Consider the following 19,691-nt stretch of genomic DNA (forward strand, 5'->3'; position numbering starts at 1 on the left):
TTGATTGGGGTCGTATGGATCTAACTGGTATCGCAAGTGAGTTTGTATTGGTCATGTCAAGGTTGATGCCATTTTTTATATCTAGTGGTTATGGACCTTTGCAAAGGATACCTGGTTTTGTGCGTGTTGTACTCTTAATTGCATTTTCTATTGTTTGTTGTTTTTTGATAGAGCAACAAGTAGAGGTACAAGCAACGCAGTGGATTGTTTCAATTATCGGAGAGTTTTTAGTTGGCTTAGCGTTATTTTTTACGCTTCAACTCGCATTTGTCACTATCACATTTTGGGGCCGCGTATTAGATATGCAAATAGGTTTTGGGGCTGCTGGCGTTATCGATCCAACCAATAAGGGCCAAGACCCATTATTAGGCAGTATTTTTTTAGCCGCAGCGATTTGTATTTTTTATGTTTCTGGTATGCATTACAAATTAATTGAAGGCATTGTATTTAGTTTTGAAGTTCTACCTGTGGGTGCTGGATTATTTGATTTAAAATTACCTAATTTTGCTTCTTTAATTACGATCATGTTTACTGTTGGGCTATTTATGTTTGCCCCAGTAATAATTTTAATGTGGTGCCTGGATATGTTTATTGGATTGTTATCAAGAACTATGCCTCAGATGAATATTTATTTTGTAATGCTCCCATTAAAAATTTTTTCAGGGTTATTTTTGCTCGGCTTATTTACTATGCATAGTAAGTTTATATTTGAACGCTTATTTAATCAGGTCTTTATTTTTTGGAATGGGATGTTGTCTTAGTTATGTCGCAAGATCAAGATAAATCGGAAAAGCCAACTCCCCAGAAGCTCAAAGAAGCAAAGGGTCGTGGACAAGTTAGTAAAAGCCAAGAATTGAACTTACTTGTAACATGCATTGTGTTTTTATCTGTATTTACTATGTTGTTTGATAGTATATCAATGCAGTTTATAAGCCTACTTAAACGTATATTTCTTATTTCTTCAGATTTTTCGTTTACATCTGAGTCCTTAGTAACTCTGTTCCGATTTGTTAGTATGGAAATGCTTTATATTTTTGTTCCACTAATTGGCTTTGTTATGCTATTTGGTGTGTTTTCAAATGTATTTCAAACAGGTTTTGTTTTGAGCTCATTTCCTATAACACCTGATTTTAAAAAGATAAACCCCGCATCAGGATTGAAAAAGATATTTTCAAAAAAGACAGTTTTTGAATTAATAAAAAGTGTTTTTAAATTATTGGCTTTCACATTGGTTATCTATTTTTCTTCTTCAACGTTAATAGAGTATGCATATGAGTTAATGATATCTCCCGTTAGTATTTTACCTTCCATCTGGTTAAATATGTTAATAAAGGTTGGTATATATTTTATTCTATTATCAGCTCCATTTGTATTGTTTGATATTATTTTTAATCGTTGGGATTTTATGAAAAATATGATGATGAGCCGTAAAGAAGTAAAAGATGATCATAAAAAACGCGAAGGTGACCCAGAGGTAAAATCTAAACAAAAGCAAATACAACAAGAGCTGTTACAAAAAAGCGCTGCACTCAGTCAGGTTAAAGACTCTGACATCGTTATTGTTAACCCAACCCATATTGCTGTCGCACTGAAATATGACAAGTTAACAATGATTGCACCAGTGGTCATGGCGGTTGGTAAAGGTGAACTTGCAGGTAAAATTCGTTCTCAAGCACGTCGCTACTCAGTTCCAACTATTCAAAATAAGCCATTAGCAAGAAAGCTTTATAAAGAAACACGTTTGAATAAACCAGTTCCAGCACATTGTTTCGACGATTTGGCCCCAATATTTCGATGGTTATTAGGAATAAAATAAATGAAGAAGATCGCATCGATATTAGCGGCTAACAAAGACTTATTATTGGTGATTGCAGTAATCGTCATTTTGATGATGCTGTTTATACCAGTGCCTCCGCTATTGTTAGATATATTACTAATTCTCAACTTTAGTTTGGCCTTATTAATATTGATGCTTACGTTTTATACAGATAAACCGCTAAGCTTCTCTACCTTTCCATCTTTGCTGCTGATTGCAACGTTATTTAGGTTGGGCCTAAATATTTCTGCAACGCGGTTAATTTTAAATGAAGGAGATGCTGGGCAAGTTATTTCGTCAATTGGTAGTTTTGTTGTGGGTGGTAATTATATCATCGGTTTAGTCGTATTTTTTATTCTTATCGTCGTGCAGTATGTTGTGGTAACCAACGGGGCTCAGCGAGTGGCTGAAGTTGCCGCAAGGTTCACTCTTGATTCGATGCCTGGTAAGCAAATGAGTATTGACGCTGACCTCAATATGGGGCTAATTGATGAGCATACCGCAAAAAGTCGTCGTGAAAACATAGAGAAAGAAGCTAACTTTTATGGTGCTATGGATGGAGCGAGTAAATTTGTAAAAGGTGATGCAATAGCGGGTATTATCATCATACTTATAGATATTATTGGCGGTTTAACGATTGGTGTTGCGCAGCTAGGCATGAGTTGGGAAGAAGCTTTACAGACCTACACATTACTTACGGTAGGCGATGGTATTGTAACCCAGATCCCTTCATTGATCATTGCAACAGCAACGGGAATAATCATTACGCGTGCAGCCACTGACGCTCATTTAAGCGATGAACTCGGGCGACAAATAACCTCGTCACCGAAAACACTTTTCATTGTCTCATGTGCATTGTTTAGTGCCATGCTATTGCCTGGTTTGCCAGTGATTCCGTTGTTGTCTATTGGCATTATTTTCCTTGCGCTTGGTATTGTCGCTTATCGTCGTTCAAAGACGATAGATGATAAGCAAAGCGGTGATAATGATAAAAACACAGAACAGAGTAAAGAAGAAGACAGCATTGAGTCGATGCTAACAATTCGGCCTTTGGAATTAGGGGTGTCAGCTGAAATTGCGGATGCAATACATGAACAAGGTGATGTTTTATTCGATCGATTTGAAACGTTTAGAAAGCAGCTGACAAGAGATCTTGGAATTATTGCACCAAAGCTATTTTTGCTTGATGATCCAAGTTTGAAAGAGGGATGTTATGAGCTGCGCATATTAGGCTCTCGAGTTGGGCGAGGTAGCTTATATTTCGATAAATATTTGGCAATTGACCCTAAAGGAAAGCTAGATGCAGTTGAAGGCACTAAGGCAAAAGAACCGACTTATGGTTTACCGGCTTGTTGGGTGTCACAAGAGCAATCAAATAATGCGCGAAGAGCGGGCTATACTGTGGTTGATGCGGAAACCACTTTACTTACTCATCTCACCGAAATGATTAAATCTCATGCATGGGAGTTGTTAACTCGTGCTGAAACTGAGAAATTGATATCCCGATTGGAAGGTACACAGGCAAGCCTTCTGAATGAGCTTATTCCAAACGTACTTAGTTATTCTGAAATTCAAAACGTATTACAGCAACTACTCAAAGAAAAAGTGTCGGTTAGAAATCTTGAAATGATTCTCGAGTGTTTAGTAGATAAAGGGAAAGTATCAAAAGAAGTACATTTTTTGTGTGAGCAGGTACGTGAAAAGCTTAAAGCTCAGATTGTACAAACCTTGTTAGATAATGATGATATGTTGCATGTTATTACGTTTGAACCAATTGTTGAACAACAGCTAATTTCTGGTGTGCAAAGCGAAAGTGGGCATAGCTCTTTAGCGATAGACCCACAGTTAACAGACCTAATTATTCAACAGTTAGCCGGCTTTACAGAGCAGGCTATATCTAAGCGCTTACCTGCTGTCTTAGTTTGTCACTCTCCGATCCGCCTAGCAACAAGACGTCTGTTAGAGCGTGTAATCCCTCAGCTACATGTGTTGGCAATTTCAGAGATCCCTTCCGCTGTTTCTGTGACAAACTTAGGTGTAGTGCGAAGTAGAAAAAGTATGGAGGCAGCATAGTAATGGCATTTATCGAAGCGATTGCACAAGGTATTGAGCGAGATCTCGCACATTTAAAAGCAGTGAGCCAAAATGTTTCTAACGTTAATACTCCTGGCTATCAGGCAATACAGTCTTTTGATGTTGCATTAGGAAACAACCAAACAGTCGCTCAACAAAACATATCTTCAAAATATGGTGCATTGAAAGACAGCGATCGTAATCTTGACTGGGCGATTGCATCACAGGGCTACTTTGTCATTGAAAAACATGGGCAACTGTTTTTGTCTCGTTATGGCCGCTTTCATGTATCGTCTGAAGGTTGGCTGACTCATGTGTCAGGCGGACGATTAGTTGGAGACAATGGAGCAATAAATGTTGGTAGTGGACAAGTATCAGTCTCTGAACAAGGTCAAGTGTTTATTGATGGCCAGCAACTGGAACAACTAAAAATTGTTGAAGTTGGTCAAGTTGTTGCTGGGCAGTCAGGTGGTTTGTACTCATTTTCTGGGCCAGTTACAGACGTACAAAACACCCGCATAAAAGCAAATTCGATTAATGTCTCAAATGTCGACTCAGGTGAACAAATGACACACATGATTAATTTGAATAGACACGTGCAAAGTTTACAAAAAGCAGCATCTGCATATGACCAAATGATGAATGCTGGAATTAATGAATTGGGAAGAAAATAACAATGATAGAAGCTTTATATATAGCAGAAACAGGGATGAACTCGCAGCAGGAATTAATAGAAGTTATTTCTAATAACATTGCAAATGTATCAACGCCAGGATTTAAAAGCTCAGATGTTAATTTCGTGGATTTGGTATATCAAACAAACCCAAGTATGCAAAACACGCAGCTATCTGAGCAATCGCAAACACAAGGTATTGGTGTAACCACATCTGAGCAAATGGTTAACTTTGAAAGAGGCGATTTAAAGCAAACGGGTAATCCATTTGATATTGCAATTAATGGTAATGGTTTTTTGGCGGTTGAAACGCAAAATGGAGAACTCGCCTACACACGAGCAGGTAGATTACGAGTGGATGAGAGTGGATATTTAGTATCGTCTCAAGGGCAAAAGTTAAGTGCGAATATTCAACTGCCACCAGATGTTACCAGCGTTACTTTTACTTCCAGTGGCGCAGTTTTAGTTCGGGTAGACAGTTCTACACAGTTAGTTGAACTTGGTCAATTAGAGCTCGTTAATTTTAGTAATCCACAGGGCTTAACGCGCTTGGGTAATAATCTATATAGTGCAACTGAGCAGGCAGGACAGCCTAATTTTAGCACCCCAGGTGAAAATGGTGTTGGTCAGATAGTACAAGGTTTTACTGAGTTATCGAATGTATCAATGAATGAAGAAATGGTTAACTTGATGCTGGCTCAGCGAGGATATCAGTTAAATGCTCGGATCATTCAAGTGTCAGATCAAGTGCTAGAAACTATTAACAACTTAAGGCGCTAGGGCTGTGAGGTTTTCTGCTGTTTTTGTGTTCTATCTATTAATTGGGTTATGCGTTATATCACCCAAAGTTAAATCAGCGGAGCCTACTTTAGTTGTGCGTATAAATAAGATGCAGCACCAAGGCAATGGTACCATTTTAATCGAAAGTATCGCTGATGTTTCAGGGTCAAATAGTCATTTAGTTAATCAGGTTAAAGCGCTTGAAATTGCTTGGCCAAAGTTAGCTAATCGTTTGACTTCACAGGATATTACTAAAAGTGTGAAAGCAATTGCACCTAATTTGAGTGTTGATTGGAAGGTGACTGGATTACGTCAGGTATTTCTAAAACAATGTTGGCAGTTACCAAAAGTTGAAATCGAGCAGGTTGCTGCTCGGCAGGTTGAGTTGTGGCTAGAGTCTAGTCATATACGGCTGGTATCTGCGAAGTTTCATGATGATTTAGAGCGATTATGTGTGCCACATAAAACTAGCAAGGTCTCTGTAAAAAGTTACGCGCCCAATACAGTCTTTAGCAAACAACGGTTGACGCTTGATTTAGATAATGGCTATGAGTTTTCTATTGTTATGTTGCTCGAATTTGAACGGTTAAGTCCTGTACTGGTTGTTGATAAGAAGAAAAATACTTTATTAAGCGCAGCTGATATTCAATGGCAATGGCACCGTATTAATCATTTAAAACTGCCTAACCATAAAATGGTAGTAAAAGACTTGATCGTTAGTAGAAACCTAAAGTTTGGCAGTGTACTTAACAATAACAATACCAGGATAAAGCCATTAGTAAAACAAGGTGACCAAGTGCAGTTTAAGATGCAAGACGGTGCTTTGTTTATCACAGGAAAAGCGAAAGCATTGGGGGAAGGGCAATTGAAAGATGAGATCAACATTATGCTTGAGTCAAGTAATCAGGCTATTAAAGCAAAAATTGTACAAAAAGGAGTTGTCGTTGTTTTACAGTAAAATACAGGGCTTAGTCATTGTGCTATGTGCAATTTTGAGCCTGAATCTTTATGCCACGTCATTATTTGATGAAAGTTCATTTAACTCTTTGACAGCAGATAAAAGAGCGATGTCAGTTGGTGACACAGTAACTGTAATAGTACTTGAAAATGCACAGGCAAAAAGCCGTTCGGGTACGTCCAATGCGAATGATTTGTCAATTTCTGCTACAGGCAGTTCACCGCAAGGTACTTGGCCACATAGCTTAGGCATTGGCGCAGAGTATAGCGGTGACGCGATTACTAGTCGTAATGGGTATATTAAGGCACAAATTACAGCCATTGTTAGTGAAATTGACTTGCACGGTAACTTAGTTATTCAGGGGGCGCAGAACATTACCATTGATGGAGAGTTACAAAGTATTGAATTATCAGGTCGTGTAAGAGCTGTCGATATTATGGCAAACAATACGCTACTTTCTTCGCGAATTATGAATGCAAAAATTAACTTCACAGGTGATGAGCCTGAGTCTGAAGGTATGTTGTCTCAATTATTTACATGGTTAGGATTTTAGGAATGCGCATATTAAGTTTGGCAATAACCTGCTTTGTGATGTTCTATTGTGCAACTGTTTATGCAAGTGGCTCAGGAGCGGTAAGAGTTAAAGACTTGGCTCGAGTAGATGGGGTGCGTGAAAATGCTTTAGTTGGGTATGGTATTGTAGTGGGTTTAGCTGGCTCAGGAGACTCCTCGCGTAGCCTTGCAACATTACAATCTGTTAAAAATACGCTAGAAAGCTTTGGCCTGATTTTATCTACGGATGATATAAAAAGTAAAAATGCTGCAGCCGTTATAGTGACCGCTGATTTACCTGCATTTGCTCAACCCGGTGATAAATTAGATGTACATGTTTCCTCTATTGGTGATGCAAGAAGTCTCACTGGCGGGACGTTGTACATGACACCTCTTAAGGGGGCGAACAGCAAAGTTTATGCTTTAGCACAAGGTAACTTAGCGGTTGGAGGTTTCAAATTTGAAGCTAATCAAAGTGTGTTACAACGAAATCATCCTACGGTTGGGTTTATTCCACAAGGAGCAACTGTTGAACGTGAAATTAAAAACCAATTTGTTAATGATGACGGCACTTTAAGTTTAGTGCTTAAGCATCCAGACTTTGTGACAGCTGACAGGATTGTTAAAGCACTTTCCAAGGCAACAGGTTTTGATGTCACAGCCTTGCATGCGGGTAAAATAGTGGTTACACCAAGCGAAGGTATGTCTGTGATCTCTGCAATTGCATTGATTCAACAAGCTTGGGTCGTGCCAGAAGTGGCGTCAAAAGTAGTAATAAATGAGCGCACTGGTACGTTGGTTTCAGGTGCCAATATACGTATTGGTGGTGTTGTAATTTCCCATGGCTCAATTGAACTAACTATTGACACTGATTTTTACGTTTCTCAACCTAATGGCGTACTAATTAACCCAAGTAGTAGGATTCAAACTACAGTGACGCCAACAAGTGAAGTCACGGTATCTGAAGATCATGAGGCTTTATACCAAAATGCTCAAGGCACGAGTATTGCTGAGCTCATTAGCGCACTTAAAAAACTAAAATTATCAACTCGAGATATTATTTCTATTTTGCAAGCACTTAAGAAAAGCGGCGCATTGCATGCTGAGTTAGTGGTTCAATAGGAGAAAAATATGTCTGATTTATTATCTATAGAAGCGCTTAGATTATCAATGAATATTGCCGCTACACAGCAGCGCTTAGCTCTAGAAAATATTGCATCTCACAGTATTTCTAATGCAGGTTCTCAACGCGCTGATTTTTCGACCTTGTTGGCAGAAGTTAACGCTCTCCCTGCAGAGCAACGAGCGCAAGTGATTTCAAACTTATCGTCTCAGTGGCAAGAAGTAGAATCCAGCTATATACAGCAAAGCCATAAGAAGGCGACACTTGATGAAGAGGTGGCGCTGTCAATGAAAGCGTCTGGTAGTTATCGAAAGCTAGCTGAAGTATTAAATAGAAAATTGGGATTAATGAATCTCGCGATATCAGGAGGAAAGCGATAGTGGCACATGATATTTACGCTATAAGTATGTCGGGCATGGCAGTTGAACGTGCAAAATTACAGGCGGCATCTTTGAACATTGCCAATGCAAACTCTGTAGCATCCTCACCTGAAGGTGTTTATAAGGTTCAACAACTGTCAAGTGCAGTAAATAACTTATCGTTTGCGCAGCGCATAGAGCTGCAAGCTGATCAGTTACTTATGCAAACGAGTTTGGTACAGGCACAGTTTAAACCTGAGCATGCACTTGCCAATGATCAGGGTTATGTTTATGCGCCGAAAATTAATTTAGCAACTGAGATGCTCAACCTTAACACTGCCACACGCGCATATGAAGCAAATGTAAAAGCGTTTAATGCGTATAAAAGCATGAGTTCTAAAGCGCTAGAAATAGGGAAATAGTATGGAAGTCTTAGCAATTGGCTCAACTGAGCTGGTTAAAACTAGTGATGTGGCAGAACTCGTTTCAACCCAACCACAGAGCGTATTTATGGATACTATGTTAGCTCAAGTTGCACAGCTCAATGGTAATTTAGTTGAAGCGAACAGTATCGTAGAGCGTGTGGCAATGGGAGAAAGCATCCCGTCTCACGAAATTATGATTGCGATGGAAAAAGCGCGGTTGGAGCTCAATATGGCTGTTCAAGTCAGAAATAAATTACTTGATGTTTATCAAGAAATTACAAAAATGCAGATTTAGGTGAGAACTCAAAAATGGGAAATATAATTACCACATTAACGCCTGTACAGAAACGTTCAATGATGGCAGCAGCCGCTTTAATCATTGTTTTGACGGTACTTGCTGTTGTTTGGGTCGTTAAAGCGAACTACCAAGCTATCCCTGTTGATAATGTTCAACAGTCAGCAGCGCTTATAGAAAAGTTTGAGCAGAATAATCTGGATTACAAATATACGTCTAGTGGCGAATTATTAGTTAATCAAGAACAGCTTGGAAAGAGTCAGCTGTTATTAGAGCAAGCGCAGGGAAGTAATTTTTTATCTCACGGGTTAGAGCTTTTTGATAAAACCGACTACGGCATGACTGAACACGCACAAAAAGTAACGTTTCAACGCGCAATGCAGGGCGAGTTAGAAAGAACCCTATCGTCGCTCTCGTATATTAATTACGCACGTGTTCATCTAACTTTGGCGGATAAAAAGCTGTTTTCATCAGACAGCTTACCAGCAAAAGCCTCGGTAACTTTGTTTGCCGAGCCAGGTTATGAAATGACACGGCGCAATGTAACTGGGGTGCAATCATTAGTTGCAGCAGCTATTGAAGGTTTAAATACAGAACAAGTCACCGTTTTTTCGCAACATGGAAAGCAGTTGTCAAGTGGTTCGGCTGATTCAGATGAGCAAGCATTATTAGTTGGCAGCGCTGCAAAAGAAGCTCAACTAATTCAAAAAGTTGAAAAATTATTAGCGCTTTATATGATGCCATCACAGTTTGCCGTATCTGCAAGTGTAGAATTGAGTCATAAAAAGATGAGTTCTGTGGAGAAATCGTTACTTGTAGGGCCAAGTGGTGAAGGCGTTATCATTCGTAAGAAAACGTCAAATCGTGGTTTAACTAACAACGATGAGCAAAGTGAACCAAATTCACTACAGGTAAATGAAGAGCTTGAATATTCAGTTGGCAGTAAAACAGAACAAAGCACCCAGCTGGCAGGTCATGTTGAAAGAGTCAGTATTGCTGTTGCTTTAACTGCTAATGTCGGGGAGCAACAAATAGCTAAATTAAAGACTTTGCTGGCCTCTGCTACTGGTTTGAATAAAGCGCGCGGTGATACGGTCGCTATTGAATATTTTGAACCGATTATCCTAACAAATACTCCTCCAGCAGAGGTGGCAAACTCAAAATCAGAATTAGTTACACAACCACACACTAAGCTTCAAACATCTGCAGTAGCAACAAACCAATGGGCGTTGAATTTTACATCTTTCCAGATGGCGCTTTTGATTCTTATGCCTGCAAGTATTTTGCTACTTGGGGCTGTGCTTATTAGACGACGTCGTTTACCAAAAAAAGAACGTCAAGCTTTGTTGCAAGAAGTATCACAGTGGTTAGAGGCTCAGGAGGCTAGTAATGCACGCTAAACATGATCCTGTCAAAATGGTAGCACTGAAGCTTACTACGTTGAGTTGGATAGATAGAGAGTGGTTATTACGTCAATTAAACCCCACAGTCAGTCGGCAAGTAAAAAGTGCATATAAGGCCTTAAACCAGATTGGTATTGAAAACCCTAAAGAGTTGTTGGCACAGTTTTCAACGGAACATGAGCCAGTGGATATTGAAATAGAGCAACTTCCGAGCGAAGTTTATGCATATTTACAGCGTGTTAAAGCAAATGAACAACTGGTGACGCCAAGTATAAGAAAACTACTAGATGAACATTTGTCAATGAACCGTTCGGCCCATAATACTTGCCTCAAGGAGGGCCGGTAATGATAGGTAGCGTTAAAACTTATCATAGTCCAAATACTGATGCCGATGTGGTCTCGACTATAGACGAATCTAATACTGAACAAACTTATCACAGTGTTGCAGGTTTACAAGCTCATGCTAAGCCTGATGTAAGAGCTTTATTGATGGATATGGATGTTAAGCAAAGGCAACAGCTTATTGTTGAAATGTTTGAACAGGATATTGAAACCATTGTTAAAACAGAGTCTGAACGCGGTTTTAAGGAAGGTCGAGAGCGAGGTTTACAAGATGCTCAAAAGCAAGCTCAGTTAGAACATGATGAAATGAGAAAAGAAATCGACACGAAGCAACAAACATTAGTGTCGCTAATCGAGAGCGTAAACCAGCTAACTCCGCAAGTGCAGCTTGAGGATAAAGATATTTATGACGTTATGACACTTGCCGTCTTTAGGCTTCTAGGTGAAAGGCTAGAAAAAGGCGACTATTTAGATCAGGTGTTGAAAAGAGCAACACAAGAGTACTTAGTGACAAAGCACGTGATCTTGTGCTTGAGTACTGAGGATTATCAATTTGTCCATAAGCATTTAGAGAGTCAGTTTTCGTCTTCGATACATGAAAACGTATTAATAAAAGAAGATAAAAAACTAGCGATTGGGGATACTCGACTTGAATTGACCAATGGCAATATTGAGACAAACTTTAGTGAGAAACTTCATACATGGTGCAGAAATTTAGCACAGCTAAAAAGGAGTACTGACATTGACTAATTTAAAGTTATTCAAGCAAACACTGGATAACATTGAAGGTCAAGTGAGTAAGGGCTTTGTTGTGACGACCATCGGACTTGTGGTCGAGGCAAATTGCCCGGGTACATACATTGGTGAACTTTGTAAGATATACCCAAAATCAGGCCAATCTGAAATTTTATGCCAAGTTGTTGGTTTTAGAGAGCAAAAGGTATTGCTTCTGCCGTTTGAAAGCTTACGTGGTGTGACGTATGGAAGTAAAGTGGTGTCATTAGGTCACAACGTCACGGTGCCTGTTGGTGATAATTATTTGGGTCGCGTGATCGATGCATTTGGCAAACCAATAGATGGTAAAGGTGTAATTGAAGAAGCCGTTGACGTAGAAATGGATTCTGCACCAATTAACCCGCTGGATAGGGAACCAATTTCTGATGTATTTGATACAGGCATCACGGCGATTGATACATTTTTGACATTGGGCGCGGGTCAAAGAGTGGGCCTATTTTCAGGTAGTGGTGTTGGTAAAAGCAGTCTACTTAGCGATATATGTAAAAACAGATTGACGGATGACAGAGTTAACATCGTTGTGTTGGTCGGAGAGAGAGGCCGAGAAGTTGAAGAATTTGTGTCTCGCACATTAGGTGAAGAAGGCCTCATAAATTCAATTGTAATTGCTGCAACAGCACAAGAGTCGCCGTTAGTTCGCGTCCAGTCAGTTAATTATGCTTTGGCTTTGGCTGAGTATTTTTCGCAACAAGGCAAAGAAGTGCTATTAACCATTGATTCTATGACGCGTTTTGCTATGGCGTTAAGGGAAATAGGGTTAGCAATTGGCGAGCCTCCTACACTCAAAGGCTATACCACATCGGTATTTTCTGCGATCCCTAAAATAGTTGAGCGCTGTGGAAAATTCAAAGGCCGCGGTTCTATTACAGCGATATTTACAGTATTGGTGGAGAATGATGACTTTAATGATCCTGTTGTAGATACTCTACGTGCGATTTTGGATGGTCATATCGTACTGACTCGGCAATTAGCTGAACGCTATCATTTCCCAGCCATTGATATTTTAAAATCTGTTAGTCGATTATTTACAGATTTATCGACAGTTGAACAACGAGAATCATTACTTAAAGTGCGCAAAGCATGGCTCAACTATGAAGATAATAAAGAGCTGCTTGAAATTGGCATGGTTGAAGGTGAAAACTCTAATGCGCAACATATAAAAAATAATTATCAGGCAATTTGTGACTTCTTACAGCAGCCGAAAAATAAGCACATTAATAGAGATACGATGTTTAAGTGCCTAAATGAATTGGAGTTGCATGATGTCTAATAACCTTAAAATAGCGCGCTTGTGTGGGCAGTATGCTCAGTTATTTGAGCATCGTTTTACGACTAAGCAAGCCCAGATTAACGAGTTAATTGTGAGAATCGATGATGTACAAGCGCAGCATAAAAGTTGTGCTCAGAAACTAGATGAGACAAATAATTACTTCTTTAAAGCGAACGTGATCCCAGAGATGCATCAAGCTACTTTGAATCATGTAGCGTCTTTAACTCGTACTATGTCTCAATTGAGCGAGCGTATAAATGAGCTTAAGCTGGAACGAGAAACGTTAGAGCAAGAGTTGAAATTACTTAAGCTTAAACAAAAAGTCATAGACAACCAAGCAGGTAAATTTGAGCTGCAGGAACTGCAGAGGTTGCATAAAGCGCAAGATAAACAATTGGAGCAGCTATGGGTTATCAATATGGGAGGGAAGCACCGTGCTTGACAGTTTAGTTTCAGCTTTTAACGCTAAGTCGCTAGATGGCAGGAATACAGGCCAGCCAAATAATAAAAATGGCTTAGACTCGCAGTTTTTGGAGTTGTTAAGTGTACCAAATACGTCTTACCTCGCAGACAGTAAAAAAAATGGTGTGATCTTTTCTCCGTCGAGACCACCAGAACAATGGCAAAGTGATAGCCAACAAGAAAGCAATCTGCAAAATGAGCAACTTGGTAGCCAACAAGAAAGCAAATTGCAAAGTGAGCAACTTGTTAGCCAACAAGAAAGCAAATTGCAAAGTGAGCAACTTGTTAGTCAACAAGAAAGCAAATTGCAAAGTGAGCAACTTGATAGCCAACAAGAAAGCAAATTGCAAAGTGAGCAATTTGTTAGCCAACAAGAAAGCAAATTGCAAAGTGAGCAACTTGATAGCCAACAAGAAAGTTTAGAAAGTAAACTGCAAAATAGTTTGACATTGCTATTTTCAGGACAAGTTCTTGGCAAGCAACCAGACAACACAGAAACCAGTGGCGATAAGCAGCAAGTCAACCTGACTAATAATGCGGTAACGTTCTCAATTCAAACGCAAAGTATAGGCCAAACCTCGGTAACCGAAGTTAAAGTTACTGTGTCTTGGGGGCGATTGGCAACAGGATATTTGTCACAACTTAAAACTGCCAGTGAAGTGGCTGATACTCAGCAAGTGAGAACCGCAAATTCCCCTTCTTTACCAATGCAAAAACACATATTACAACCAAGTGTTAAAGCTAAAGCTGAGCAATTGCAAAGCTTTAAGCTAATGCAAGCGAGTTCCTATGGTCGCGCTTTATACCAGCAGGTTCGTGGGCAAGTAAGTAATAAAAGTGCTGTTGAGATTGTAAAACCGTTTTTTGATTTACGCTATCAACCTCACTCTGAACAAGCACTATATGTGTTTTCTACGCAGCAAAATGAATTAAAAGTATCAGCAAGAGACTACTTTAGTGGTCAGGATCATAGCTATGCAATTAGGTCTTGGATGAGTCAATTAGCGAGTGATGAAATGCTCGCCAAGATACAAGAATATAGCTTTAACGGTGTTACTGTTTGGAGAAAAGGAGGTCTCAATGGCAATTGAAAGCATTGGTCAGGTAAATGGAGCAACTAATGCAACTAATGAAAACAGCAATGTTTCTCAAGATGAATTTATAAAGCTATTTTTGGCCCAGCTCAATTCTCAAGACCCATTAGAGCCGTTAAATAATAGAGAGTTTTTAGCACAGTTAGCACAGTTTTCTGCGCTGGAACAAACGCGTCAATCTAATGACAAGTTACAAAGTCTGCTATCGATGAACTCATCGAATCAGGCATTAAATTTACTTGGAAAAACCGTGCAAGTTAATTTGCAATCGGGCTCTGAGTTTAATGGCACCATTGAAGCTGTTCACTACGACGCGAATGGACCAACATTAACAATAAAAAGTGCCGAAGGTAGCTTTATCGATAAGGTATCGTTAAGTCGAGTGACTGTGGTACAACAATAACGGGAGTTAATTATGTTTCAAGCCTTCTTTAACGGGCTTTCGGGAATGCTTTCATTCTCAAAAAACCTAGATACAGTGAGTAATAATATATCGAATATGAATACCCCAGGTTTTCGAGCTGCTGATACATTTTATGACAGCTTGAGCGGTGGTGAGGGGAATGGGGGGATTGGCACGCAAATATCTGGTTTAGGGTACCGGTTTACTCCTGGAGATATCAAGCAAACAGGAAATGCAACAGACGTTGCGATTAGTGGTCAAGGCTTCTTTACTTTGTTGCAAGATAATGAACAGTATCTCACTCGTGCTGGACAATTCACATTTAATAGTGAAGGTATTCTTGTTGATAAAAATAGTGGGCTAAGTGTTGCGAGTTTAAGTGATACTGGCGCTATGTCAGAATTTGATATTAGCAGTCTAAAAATGCAAGCACCTAAAGCTTCTACATCTGTTGAATTAAGCGGTAACTTGTCAAGTGGTGCTTCATCTCATGAAATATCAGGTGTAAAAGTTTTTAACAAGCTGGGTGAAGAAATTGAATTGACATTGAAGTTCACAAAAAGTACCACAGTTACGGGTGAATGGAGTGTTGATGTAAGTAAATCGTCAGCTCCTGGTGTTGTTCTTTCAACATCTAAGGTTACTTTTGGACCTGATGGTACACCTAAACAAGGAGAAGCTTCATTTTCAGTTAATATTGAAGATTCAATGGGCGGTAGTGCTGCGGTGACTTTTGCACTAGGCAGCCCATCAAACTTTTCTCAGTCAACATCGATGGATACAGGGGAAACCTCAACACTTAAGGCAGATGTTAAGGATGGGTCTGCGGTTGCGTCTCTAACAAGTATTGAGTTTTCATCGGATGGCTCTTTGGCATTAAAATATAGCAACGGGGAGACTGTGAAAGGCCCATCTTTAGCGTTAGCACAAGTTAAAGACGAAAGTTCTCTAAAGCTCGTTAATGGTAATATGTTTATTGCACAAGGAAACTCTGGGGTTACTTTTGGCAAGGCAGGCACTGCTGGCTTGGGTGGTATCGCAGGAAAGAGTATTGAGCTATCAAACGTTGATTTATCGCGTGAATTTGCAGACATGTTAGTTATTCAGCGTGGTTATCAAGCAAGTTCAAGGTTGCTTAATGTATCAAACCAGTTGCTAGAGCAGCTATATGAGAATACTAGAGGCCGATAATGTCAGTTTTGAGTGCGGGTGTATTTGATAAAGAAACACGATTGGCCATAACTAGTTTGTTAAATAAACAAGTCAGCAAATGGCAAAAAACGTGGTTTAGCAGCTGCAAGTTTGACGTAAATATAGTTTTTAACGAACAGCTATTTTGTGCACTTTCGCTTACACAAAGTCAAATGGAAGATATGCATGAATCGGGTATTAGCATTTATGCAGATACAGCATCAAGCGAGCAAATATTATTACAGCAAATGTTTAACTGTAATGAAAATACCATGCAGGTTTTGCTGCAAACATTAGATACAGATCCAATCGATAATGTGTATTTTGATTTACGTAATAAAATTTTTGCTGGGTTTGCTATTAATAGCTCGGTTAAAAATTGTAAGCAACAGCCAGTTATTAAGATGCAGCTGATATCGGAAAAGGCTTCACTGTCTGTTTACTTAACTGCTGATGTAATTCAGGTGTGGTTAGAGTCATCTAGTAGCGATCAAAATAAGAAGGTTGTAAGCCCACTGAAGCAAGCTGCAAAATACAGTTTGCTGCCAATGCGCGTATCACTAAAAACTGAACCTGTTAACTTTGTGGATGTTATGTGTTTAAAACAAGGTGATGTCATTATGCTTAAGCAGGAAGTTGAAAAGCCAATCCCTGTCGGTGTTAACCAAGCAGATAATGTGGCATCAGGCTATTTAGTCGAGCGTGATAATAGTAAAGCAATTATATTTTTGGAGTCGTAAATGAAAGACGTTCAACCGGTAGAGTTTACAGAAGTAGCAAAAGACAGCGGAACAGGTACGAAGGTGTTTTCTGGTTTAGACAAGCGAGTCTTAAAAGGCGTGCAAGTTGAACTTGAATGTATAGTTGGAGATACGGAAATCTCTTTAGATAAGTTGTACTCTTTAGAGGCTGGCGAAGTCGTTAAACTTCAGCAAAGCACGCAAGATACTATCAAACTTTGTTTAAACGGTAATGTAGTTGCAATGGGTCGACTTGTGGCTGCCGAAGGGAAATTTGGTGTAGAAATAACGGATGTTCCGGTTTTAACAGATGAATGAACTTCAGTTTAGGCAATCAGAAGCTGTGGGCGAATTTCAGTTAATCATATTAGCTGTCGTGTCTTTGCTTCTGGTTGCGGTTTATATATATTTAAAATTTGTCTATGTAAAAAGTCATGAAGTGCATGAAGGTGTAAGAGTTTTAAGTAAAACAAGGCTTAGCCAACAAAGCGTGGTTTATGAATTGTGTACAGACGATAAGAAGTATGTTGTGCTTGAATCGAAGTTTGGCGTTATTGAATTACATGGCGAAACACTAATTAAAGAGGTAGAGCAAATTGGGTAAAATGATTAGCTTTTTGTTCATACTTCTTGGCTTCTTCCCCCAAGCATATGCAGTCACTGAGAGTACACAAACGAGCTTACTACAGGAAGTAACTAACTCTGGTCTACTCGACAGTTTAGCACCTGAGCTAAAAACTGTCCTTACCTTAACAGTATTATCGTTTATTCCGGTCATGTTGATTGCGATGACTGCCTTTACAAGAATAGTCATTGTTTTATCGATGCTACGACATGCGCTAGGGTTACAACAAACCCCCCCAAACATTATTATTATTACGCTAAGTTTGTTCTTAACATTTTATACTATGTTACCCGTTTGGGAGAAGGTAGAGAATGAAGCTGTTCGCCCTTACGTCAGTGATACGATTAATTTAGAAACTGCGCTGGATAATGGTGGCAAACATATGAAGGCGTTTATGGTATCCCAAACTAGAGAAGAAGACTTCTCAGCAATACTTGAGATGGCAAAGAAAGAGCCGCCAAAAAGTATTGAAGAGGTTTCATTTAGTTACTTAGTGCCAGCGTTTTTGCTTAGTGAATTAACAACGGCATTTAAAATTGCGTTTGTTATATTTATACCATTTTTATTAATTGATTTGGTAGTGGCAAGTGTATTAATGTCTTTGGGTATGATAATGCTGCCACCGATCTCTATCGCACTACCTATTAAAGTAATGCTGTTTGTATTAATTGACGGGTGGTCGTTAATATCACAATCTTTAGTCAGTAGTTTTACATAATACTATAAGTTAACCAAGTGTAGAGTAGATAGCTCTATACTTGGTTGTTAATTCTTAATTAAACTTATTTTTATAAATATCTAATAATACAGAGTTTGTCGAGCTATTAAGTTCATCTTCTGTAACATTTTCTTGTGTTTCACTATTGCTACTTTCAGCATCTTCGCTAATGAGAGATAAAAGTTTATTCATATTCTCATTGAGTGATAAGTTTTCGTCATTTAAAAGCATACCGTCTCTGAGGTTGCTTTTTGCTTGCTCTATATTGTCATGTAGTATATTAACAAGTGCATTTGCAAAAAGAGCCAGATAGTTATTGCTGTTTAGTTCAAGCAGCGGTTCTATATAGGTGTTAAATGTATCTAAGTCTTGATTGATAACTGCAAGAAAACACAGTTGAAATCGTGATATGTTAAAATCGGGGTTAATATTTATACTGAGTATAAACGCATCTTTTGCTTGCTCGTAAACACCATGCTCAGCATGATATGAGCCGTCTAAAAAGTGCAATTCAAAGCTGTGTGGTTGCAGCTTTATTAATTCTGATATTTTATCATACTGCTGGTTTTTTATAATTTTAGGAAAATCGTTAATTAACTCTTCTATGCTTGTTAGTACCAATTCTTCTGAAGTTTCCATGACTAAATTCTTTGTTCAATCGTTCACCTATCATAATTGAATTTTTGTTTTATGGCTATGTGCAAATTGCAGCTTCGGTAACTGAGTTTGTTTATTACTCACTTTTGGTGGTTGTATTGAGTGGCCTAATTTTATGAGAAAATTAAGTTACCTTGAAGCAGCCTAGTAGATGATTGTTAATGCCTGTAGATGCGTTTTATAACGTTAAGATATATAAACTTATGTTACAAGGATATATTTAAACTTGAGTATAGATTCATGTTTTTTGTTTTTTAAACTCATTTACATACATAGCGTATTTAGGCTTTTACTTTCACTAATGCATTAAAGTTATTGCATTAGACATAACCTAAATAATAAAAAGGTTGATTCACACTTGCTATGAAAAAATCATCGTATAAAACCATGCCAATAATACGGACTTTTTGTGAGGTTGCTGATTTTTCATTTATAAAGTAACAAAGAGGTAATCAGCTTATCTCTTTGTTTTATTTGTACTTAGTTACAATAGCGGCTGCTGCTGACTAAAGCACACGATGTTAAGAGTGCATCAGGTGCTGGTGAGAGTTTTAATGTAGGGCTATAGACGATGAATGTTTTTAATTTTGAAGTTTAAAACTACAGGCCATTGAAAATTATATTATTTTATTTTTAATGGAAGAAAAGAATAAAAAAATTGTACTTTTTATTAAACATTTCGAAAAAATCTTGGAAGAGGTATATAAGCTAAACATAAACTGCAAAGGGCGCACCATGGGAACTGTTATTTCAGGCGAAGGACTCGGTTTTTTCAACAATTCAACTTCACTTTTGGGACAAAGCAATCGTGCGGCACACGGACAAGCATCAGAGAATATATTTGTTAATGCAGCCACGGGTAATTTAGTTCTACAAAATCAAGATGAACAAGTGAAAGGGCTGGGCTTAGGCTTGGGCGTGATGCGTACCTACAATA

Annotated in this window: 25 protein-coding genes; 24 read left to right on the forward strand and 1 reads right to left on the reverse strand. The window is 38.7% G+C overall.

Annotated elements, in window-relative coordinates:
* Nucleotides 1-14: 14 nt before the first annotated feature.
* From OCI93_RS14205 to fliP, 23 genes are read left to right on the forward strand one after another with little or no spacing between them, the layout of a single operon-like run.
* Entirely contained in the window at nt 15-761 is a 747-nt protein-coding gene (locus OCI93_RS14205) for a flagellar biosynthetic protein FliR (RefSeq protein WP_261591505.1), read from the forward strand.
* Between the two features lie 2 nt (nt 762-763).
* Nucleotides 764-1,816, forward strand: a complete 1,053-nt coding sequence (locus OCI93_RS14210) for an EscU/YscU/HrcU family type III secretion system export apparatus switch protein (RefSeq protein WP_261591506.1) — start codon at nt 764-766, stop codon at nt 1,814-1,816.
* A complete protein-coding gene (gene flhA / locus OCI93_RS14215) occupies nt 1,817-3,889 on the forward strand; it encodes a flagellar biosynthesis protein FlhA (protein ID WP_261591507.1) in 2,073 nt (690 codons plus the stop codon).
* Between the two features lie 2 nt (nt 3,890-3,891).
* Complete coding sequence (locus tag OCI93_RS14220) at nt 3,892-4,563, forward strand: flagellar basal body rod C-terminal domain-containing protein (RefSeq protein WP_261626665.1); 672 nt, start codon at nt 3,892-3,894, stop codon at nt 4,561-4,563.
* Nucleotides 4,564-4,565: 2 nt separating this feature from the next.
* Entirely contained in the window at nt 4,566-5,342 is a 777-nt protein-coding gene (gene flgG, locus OCI93_RS14225) for a flagellar basal-body rod protein FlgG (protein WP_261591509.1), read from the forward strand.
* A gap of 4 nt (nt 5,343-5,346) precedes the next feature.
* Nucleotides 5,347-6,300: a flagellar basal body P-ring formation chaperone FlgA gene (gene flgA, locus OCI93_RS14230; RefSeq protein ID WP_261626666.1), complete on the forward strand. Its 954-nt coding sequence runs from the start codon at nt 5,347-5,349 to the stop codon at nt 6,298-6,300.
* On the forward strand, nt 6,287-6,853 hold the full coding sequence (locus OCI93_RS14235; RefSeq protein WP_261591511.1) for a flagellar basal body L-ring protein FlgH: 567 nt from the start codon (nt 6,287-6,289) through the stop codon (nt 6,851-6,853). The genes flgA and OCI93_RS14235 overlap by 14 nt, the downstream gene beginning before the upstream one ends.
* A 2-nt stretch (nt 6,854-6,855) precedes the next feature.
* Nucleotides 6,856-7,974 carry a flagellar basal body P-ring protein FlgI gene (locus tag OCI93_RS14240; RefSeq protein ID WP_261591512.1) on the forward strand — a complete coding sequence of 373 codons (1,119 nt, stop codon included), beginning with the start codon at nt 6,856-6,858 and terminating at the stop codon, nt 7,972-7,974.
* A 9-nt stretch (nt 7,975-7,983) separates the two neighbouring features.
* Nucleotides 7,984-8,355 carry a hypothetical protein gene (locus tag OCI93_RS14245; RefSeq protein ID WP_261591513.1) on the forward strand — a complete coding sequence of 124 codons (372 nt, stop codon included), beginning with the start codon at nt 7,984-7,986 and terminating at the stop codon, nt 8,353-8,355.
* Nucleotides 8,355-8,756, forward strand: a complete 402-nt coding sequence (locus OCI93_RS14250; RefSeq protein WP_261591514.1) for a flagellar basal body rod protein FlgC — start codon at nt 8,355-8,357, stop codon at nt 8,754-8,756. Before OCI93_RS14245 ends, OCI93_RS14250 begins: the two co-directional genes overlap by 1 nt.
* A 1-nt stretch (nt 8,757) precedes the next feature.
* Entirely contained in the window at nt 8,758-9,054 is a 297-nt protein-coding gene (fliE, locus tag OCI93_RS14255) for a flagellar hook-basal body complex protein FliE (protein ID WP_261626667.1), read from the forward strand.
* A gap of 14 nt (nt 9,055-9,068) precedes the next feature.
* Complete coding sequence (locus OCI93_RS14260) at nt 9,069-10,454, forward strand: flagellar M-ring protein FliF C-terminal domain-containing protein (protein WP_261626668.1); 1,386 nt, start codon at nt 9,069-9,071, stop codon at nt 10,452-10,454.
* Nucleotides 10,444-10,803, forward strand: a complete 360-nt coding sequence (locus OCI93_RS14265; protein WP_261626669.1) for a hypothetical protein — start codon at nt 10,444-10,446, stop codon at nt 10,801-10,803. Before OCI93_RS14260 ends, OCI93_RS14265 begins: the two co-directional genes overlap by 11 nt.
* The gene (locus OCI93_RS14270) at nt 10,803-11,549 is read left to right on the forward strand and encodes a FliH/SctL family protein (RefSeq protein WP_261626670.1); all 747 of its coding nucleotides are present in this window, start codon (nt 10,803-10,805) and stop codon (nt 11,547-11,549) included. The genes OCI93_RS14265 and OCI93_RS14270 overlap by 1 nt, the downstream gene beginning before the upstream one ends.
* Nucleotides 11,542-12,864, forward strand: coding sequence for a FliI/YscN family ATPase (locus tag OCI93_RS14275; RefSeq protein WP_261591519.1), 1,323 nt, complete (start codon nt 11,542-11,544; stop codon nt 12,862-12,864). Before OCI93_RS14270 ends, OCI93_RS14275 begins: the two co-directional genes overlap by 8 nt.
* Nucleotides 12,854-13,306: a hypothetical protein gene (locus OCI93_RS14280; protein WP_261626671.1), complete on the forward strand. Its 453-nt coding sequence runs from the start codon at nt 12,854-12,856 to the stop codon at nt 13,304-13,306. Before OCI93_RS14275 ends, OCI93_RS14280 begins: the two co-directional genes overlap by 11 nt.
* Nucleotides 13,299-14,417, forward strand: a complete 1,119-nt coding sequence (locus tag OCI93_RS14285; protein ID WP_261626672.1) for a hypothetical protein — start codon at nt 13,299-13,301, stop codon at nt 14,415-14,417. The genes OCI93_RS14280 and OCI93_RS14285 overlap by 8 nt, the downstream gene beginning before the upstream one ends.
* Complete coding sequence (locus OCI93_RS14290) at nt 14,407-14,823, forward strand: flagellar hook assembly protein FlgD (RefSeq protein ID WP_261591522.1); 417 nt, start codon at nt 14,407-14,409, stop codon at nt 14,821-14,823. The genes OCI93_RS14285 and OCI93_RS14290 overlap by 11 nt, the downstream gene beginning before the upstream one ends.
* Before the next feature lie 12 nt (nt 14,824-14,835).
* Nucleotides 14,836-16,014, forward strand: a complete 1,179-nt coding sequence (gene flgF, locus OCI93_RS14295; RefSeq protein ID WP_261591523.1) for a flagellar basal-body rod protein FlgF — start codon at nt 14,836-14,838, stop codon at nt 16,012-16,014.
* Nucleotides 16,014-16,754 (forward strand): FliM/FliN family flagellar motor C-terminal domain-containing protein, encoded by a 741-nt coding sequence (locus OCI93_RS14300; protein WP_261626673.1) that lies wholly within the window; start codon nt 16,014-16,016, stop codon nt 16,752-16,754. The genes flgF and OCI93_RS14300 overlap by 1 nt, the downstream gene beginning before the upstream one ends.
* Nucleotides 16,755-17,072 carry a FliM/FliN family flagellar motor C-terminal domain-containing protein gene (locus tag OCI93_RS14305; protein ID WP_261591525.1) on the forward strand — a complete coding sequence of 106 codons (318 nt, stop codon included), beginning with the start codon at nt 16,755-16,757 and terminating at the stop codon, nt 17,070-17,072.
* Nucleotides 17,065-17,358 carry a hypothetical protein gene (locus OCI93_RS14310; protein ID WP_261591526.1) on the forward strand — a complete coding sequence of 98 codons (294 nt, stop codon included), beginning with the start codon at nt 17,065-17,067 and terminating at the stop codon, nt 17,356-17,358. Before OCI93_RS14305 ends, OCI93_RS14310 begins: the two co-directional genes overlap by 8 nt.
* Nucleotide 17,359: 1 nt before the next feature.
* Nucleotides 17,360-18,097 carry a flagellar type III secretion system pore protein FliP gene (fliP, locus tag OCI93_RS14315; protein ID WP_261591542.1) on the forward strand — a complete coding sequence of 246 codons (738 nt, stop codon included), beginning with the start codon at nt 17,360-17,362 and terminating at the stop codon, nt 18,095-18,097.
* A gap of 54 nt (nt 18,098-18,151) precedes the next feature.
* Here the strand turns inward: fliP and OCI93_RS14320 are convergent, their stop codons facing one another.
* On the reverse strand, nt 18,152-18,736 hold the full coding sequence (locus tag OCI93_RS14320; protein WP_261591527.1) for a hypothetical protein: 585 nt from the start codon (nt 18,734-18,736) through the stop codon (nt 18,152-18,154).
* A gap of 753 nt (nt 18,737-19,489) precedes the next feature.
* Between OCI93_RS14320 and OCI93_RS14325 the strand changes: the two genes are divergently transcribed.
* Nucleotides 19,490-19,691 (forward strand): hypothetical protein (locus OCI93_RS14325; protein WP_261626674.1); only part of this gene is annotated, 202 nt, incomplete at its 3' end.

Origin of the sequence: Pseudoalteromonas holothuriae (assembly GCF_945859825.1) — a bacterium.
Taxonomy (GTDB): Bacteria; Pseudomonadota; Gammaproteobacteria; order Enterobacterales; family Alteromonadaceae; genus Pseudoalteromonas; species Pseudoalteromonas holothuriae.

Bases quoted from the DNA above. Each gene is read 5' to 3' on its own strand.
- OCI93_RS14220 (WP_261626665.1), top strand. From the start codon at position 3,892: ATGGCATTTATCGAAGCGATTGCACAAGGTATTGAGCGAGATCTCGCA.
- OCI93_RS14210 (WP_261591506.1), top strand. From the start codon at position 764: ATGTCGCAAGATCAAGATAAATCGGAAAAGCCAACTCCCCAGAAGCTC.
- OCI93_RS14280 (WP_261626671.1), top strand. From the start codon at position 12,854: ATGATGTCTAATAACCTTAAAATAGCGCGCTTGTGTGGGCAGTATGCT.
- OCI93_RS14245 (WP_261591513.1), top strand. From the start codon at position 7,984: ATGTCTGATTTATTATCTATAGAAGCGCTTAGATTATCAATGAATATT.
- flhA (WP_261591507.1), top strand. From the start codon at position 1,817: ATGAAGAAGATCGCATCGATATTAGCGGCTAACAAAGACTTATTATTG.
- OCI93_RS14240 (WP_261591512.1), top strand. From the start codon at position 6,856: ATGCGCATATTAAGTTTGGCAATAACCTGCTTTGTGATGTTCTATTGT.
- flgF (WP_261591523.1), top strand. From the start codon at position 14,836: ATGTTTCAAGCCTTCTTTAACGGGCTTTCGGGAATGCTTTCATTCTCA.
- OCI93_RS14290 (WP_261591522.1), top strand. From the start codon at position 14,407: ATGGCAATTGAAAGCATTGGTCAGGTAAATGGAGCAACTAATGCAACT.
- OCI93_RS14305 (WP_261591525.1), top strand. From the start codon at position 16,755: ATGAAAGACGTTCAACCGGTAGAGTTTACAGAAGTAGCAAAAGACAGC.
- fliE (WP_261626667.1), top strand. From the start codon at position 8,758: ATGGAAGTCTTAGCAATTGGCTCAACTGAGCTGGTTAAAACTAGTGAT.
- OCI93_RS14265 (WP_261626669.1), top strand. From the start codon at position 10,444: ATGCACGCTAAACATGATCCTGTCAAAATGGTAGCACTGAAGCTTACT.
- fliP (WP_261591542.1), top strand. From the start codon at position 17,360: ATGATTAGCTTTTTGTTCATACTTCTTGGCTTCTTCCCCCAAGCATAT.
- OCI93_RS14270 (WP_261626670.1), top strand. From the start codon at position 10,803: ATGATAGGTAGCGTTAAAACTTATCATAGTCCAAATACTGATGCCGAT.
- flgG (WP_261591509.1), top strand. From the start codon at position 4,566: ATGATAGAAGCTTTATATATAGCAGAAACAGGGATGAACTCGCAGCAG.
- OCI93_RS14320 (WP_261591527.1), bottom strand. From the start codon at position 18,736: ATGGAAACTTCAGAAGAATTGGTACTAACAAGCATAGAAGAGTTAATT.
- OCI93_RS14310 (WP_261591526.1), top strand. From the start codon at position 17,065: ATGAATGAACTTCAGTTTAGGCAATCAGAAGCTGTGGGCGAATTTCAG.
- OCI93_RS14260 (WP_261626668.1), top strand. From the start codon at position 9,069: ATGGGAAATATAATTACCACATTAACGCCTGTACAGAAACGTTCAATG.
- OCI93_RS14300 (WP_261626673.1), top strand. From the start codon at position 16,014: ATGTCAGTTTTGAGTGCGGGTGTATTTGATAAAGAAACACGATTGGCC.
- OCI93_RS14205 (WP_261591505.1), top strand. From the start codon at position 15: ATGGATCTAACTGGTATCGCAAGTGAGTTTGTATTGGTCATGTCAAGG.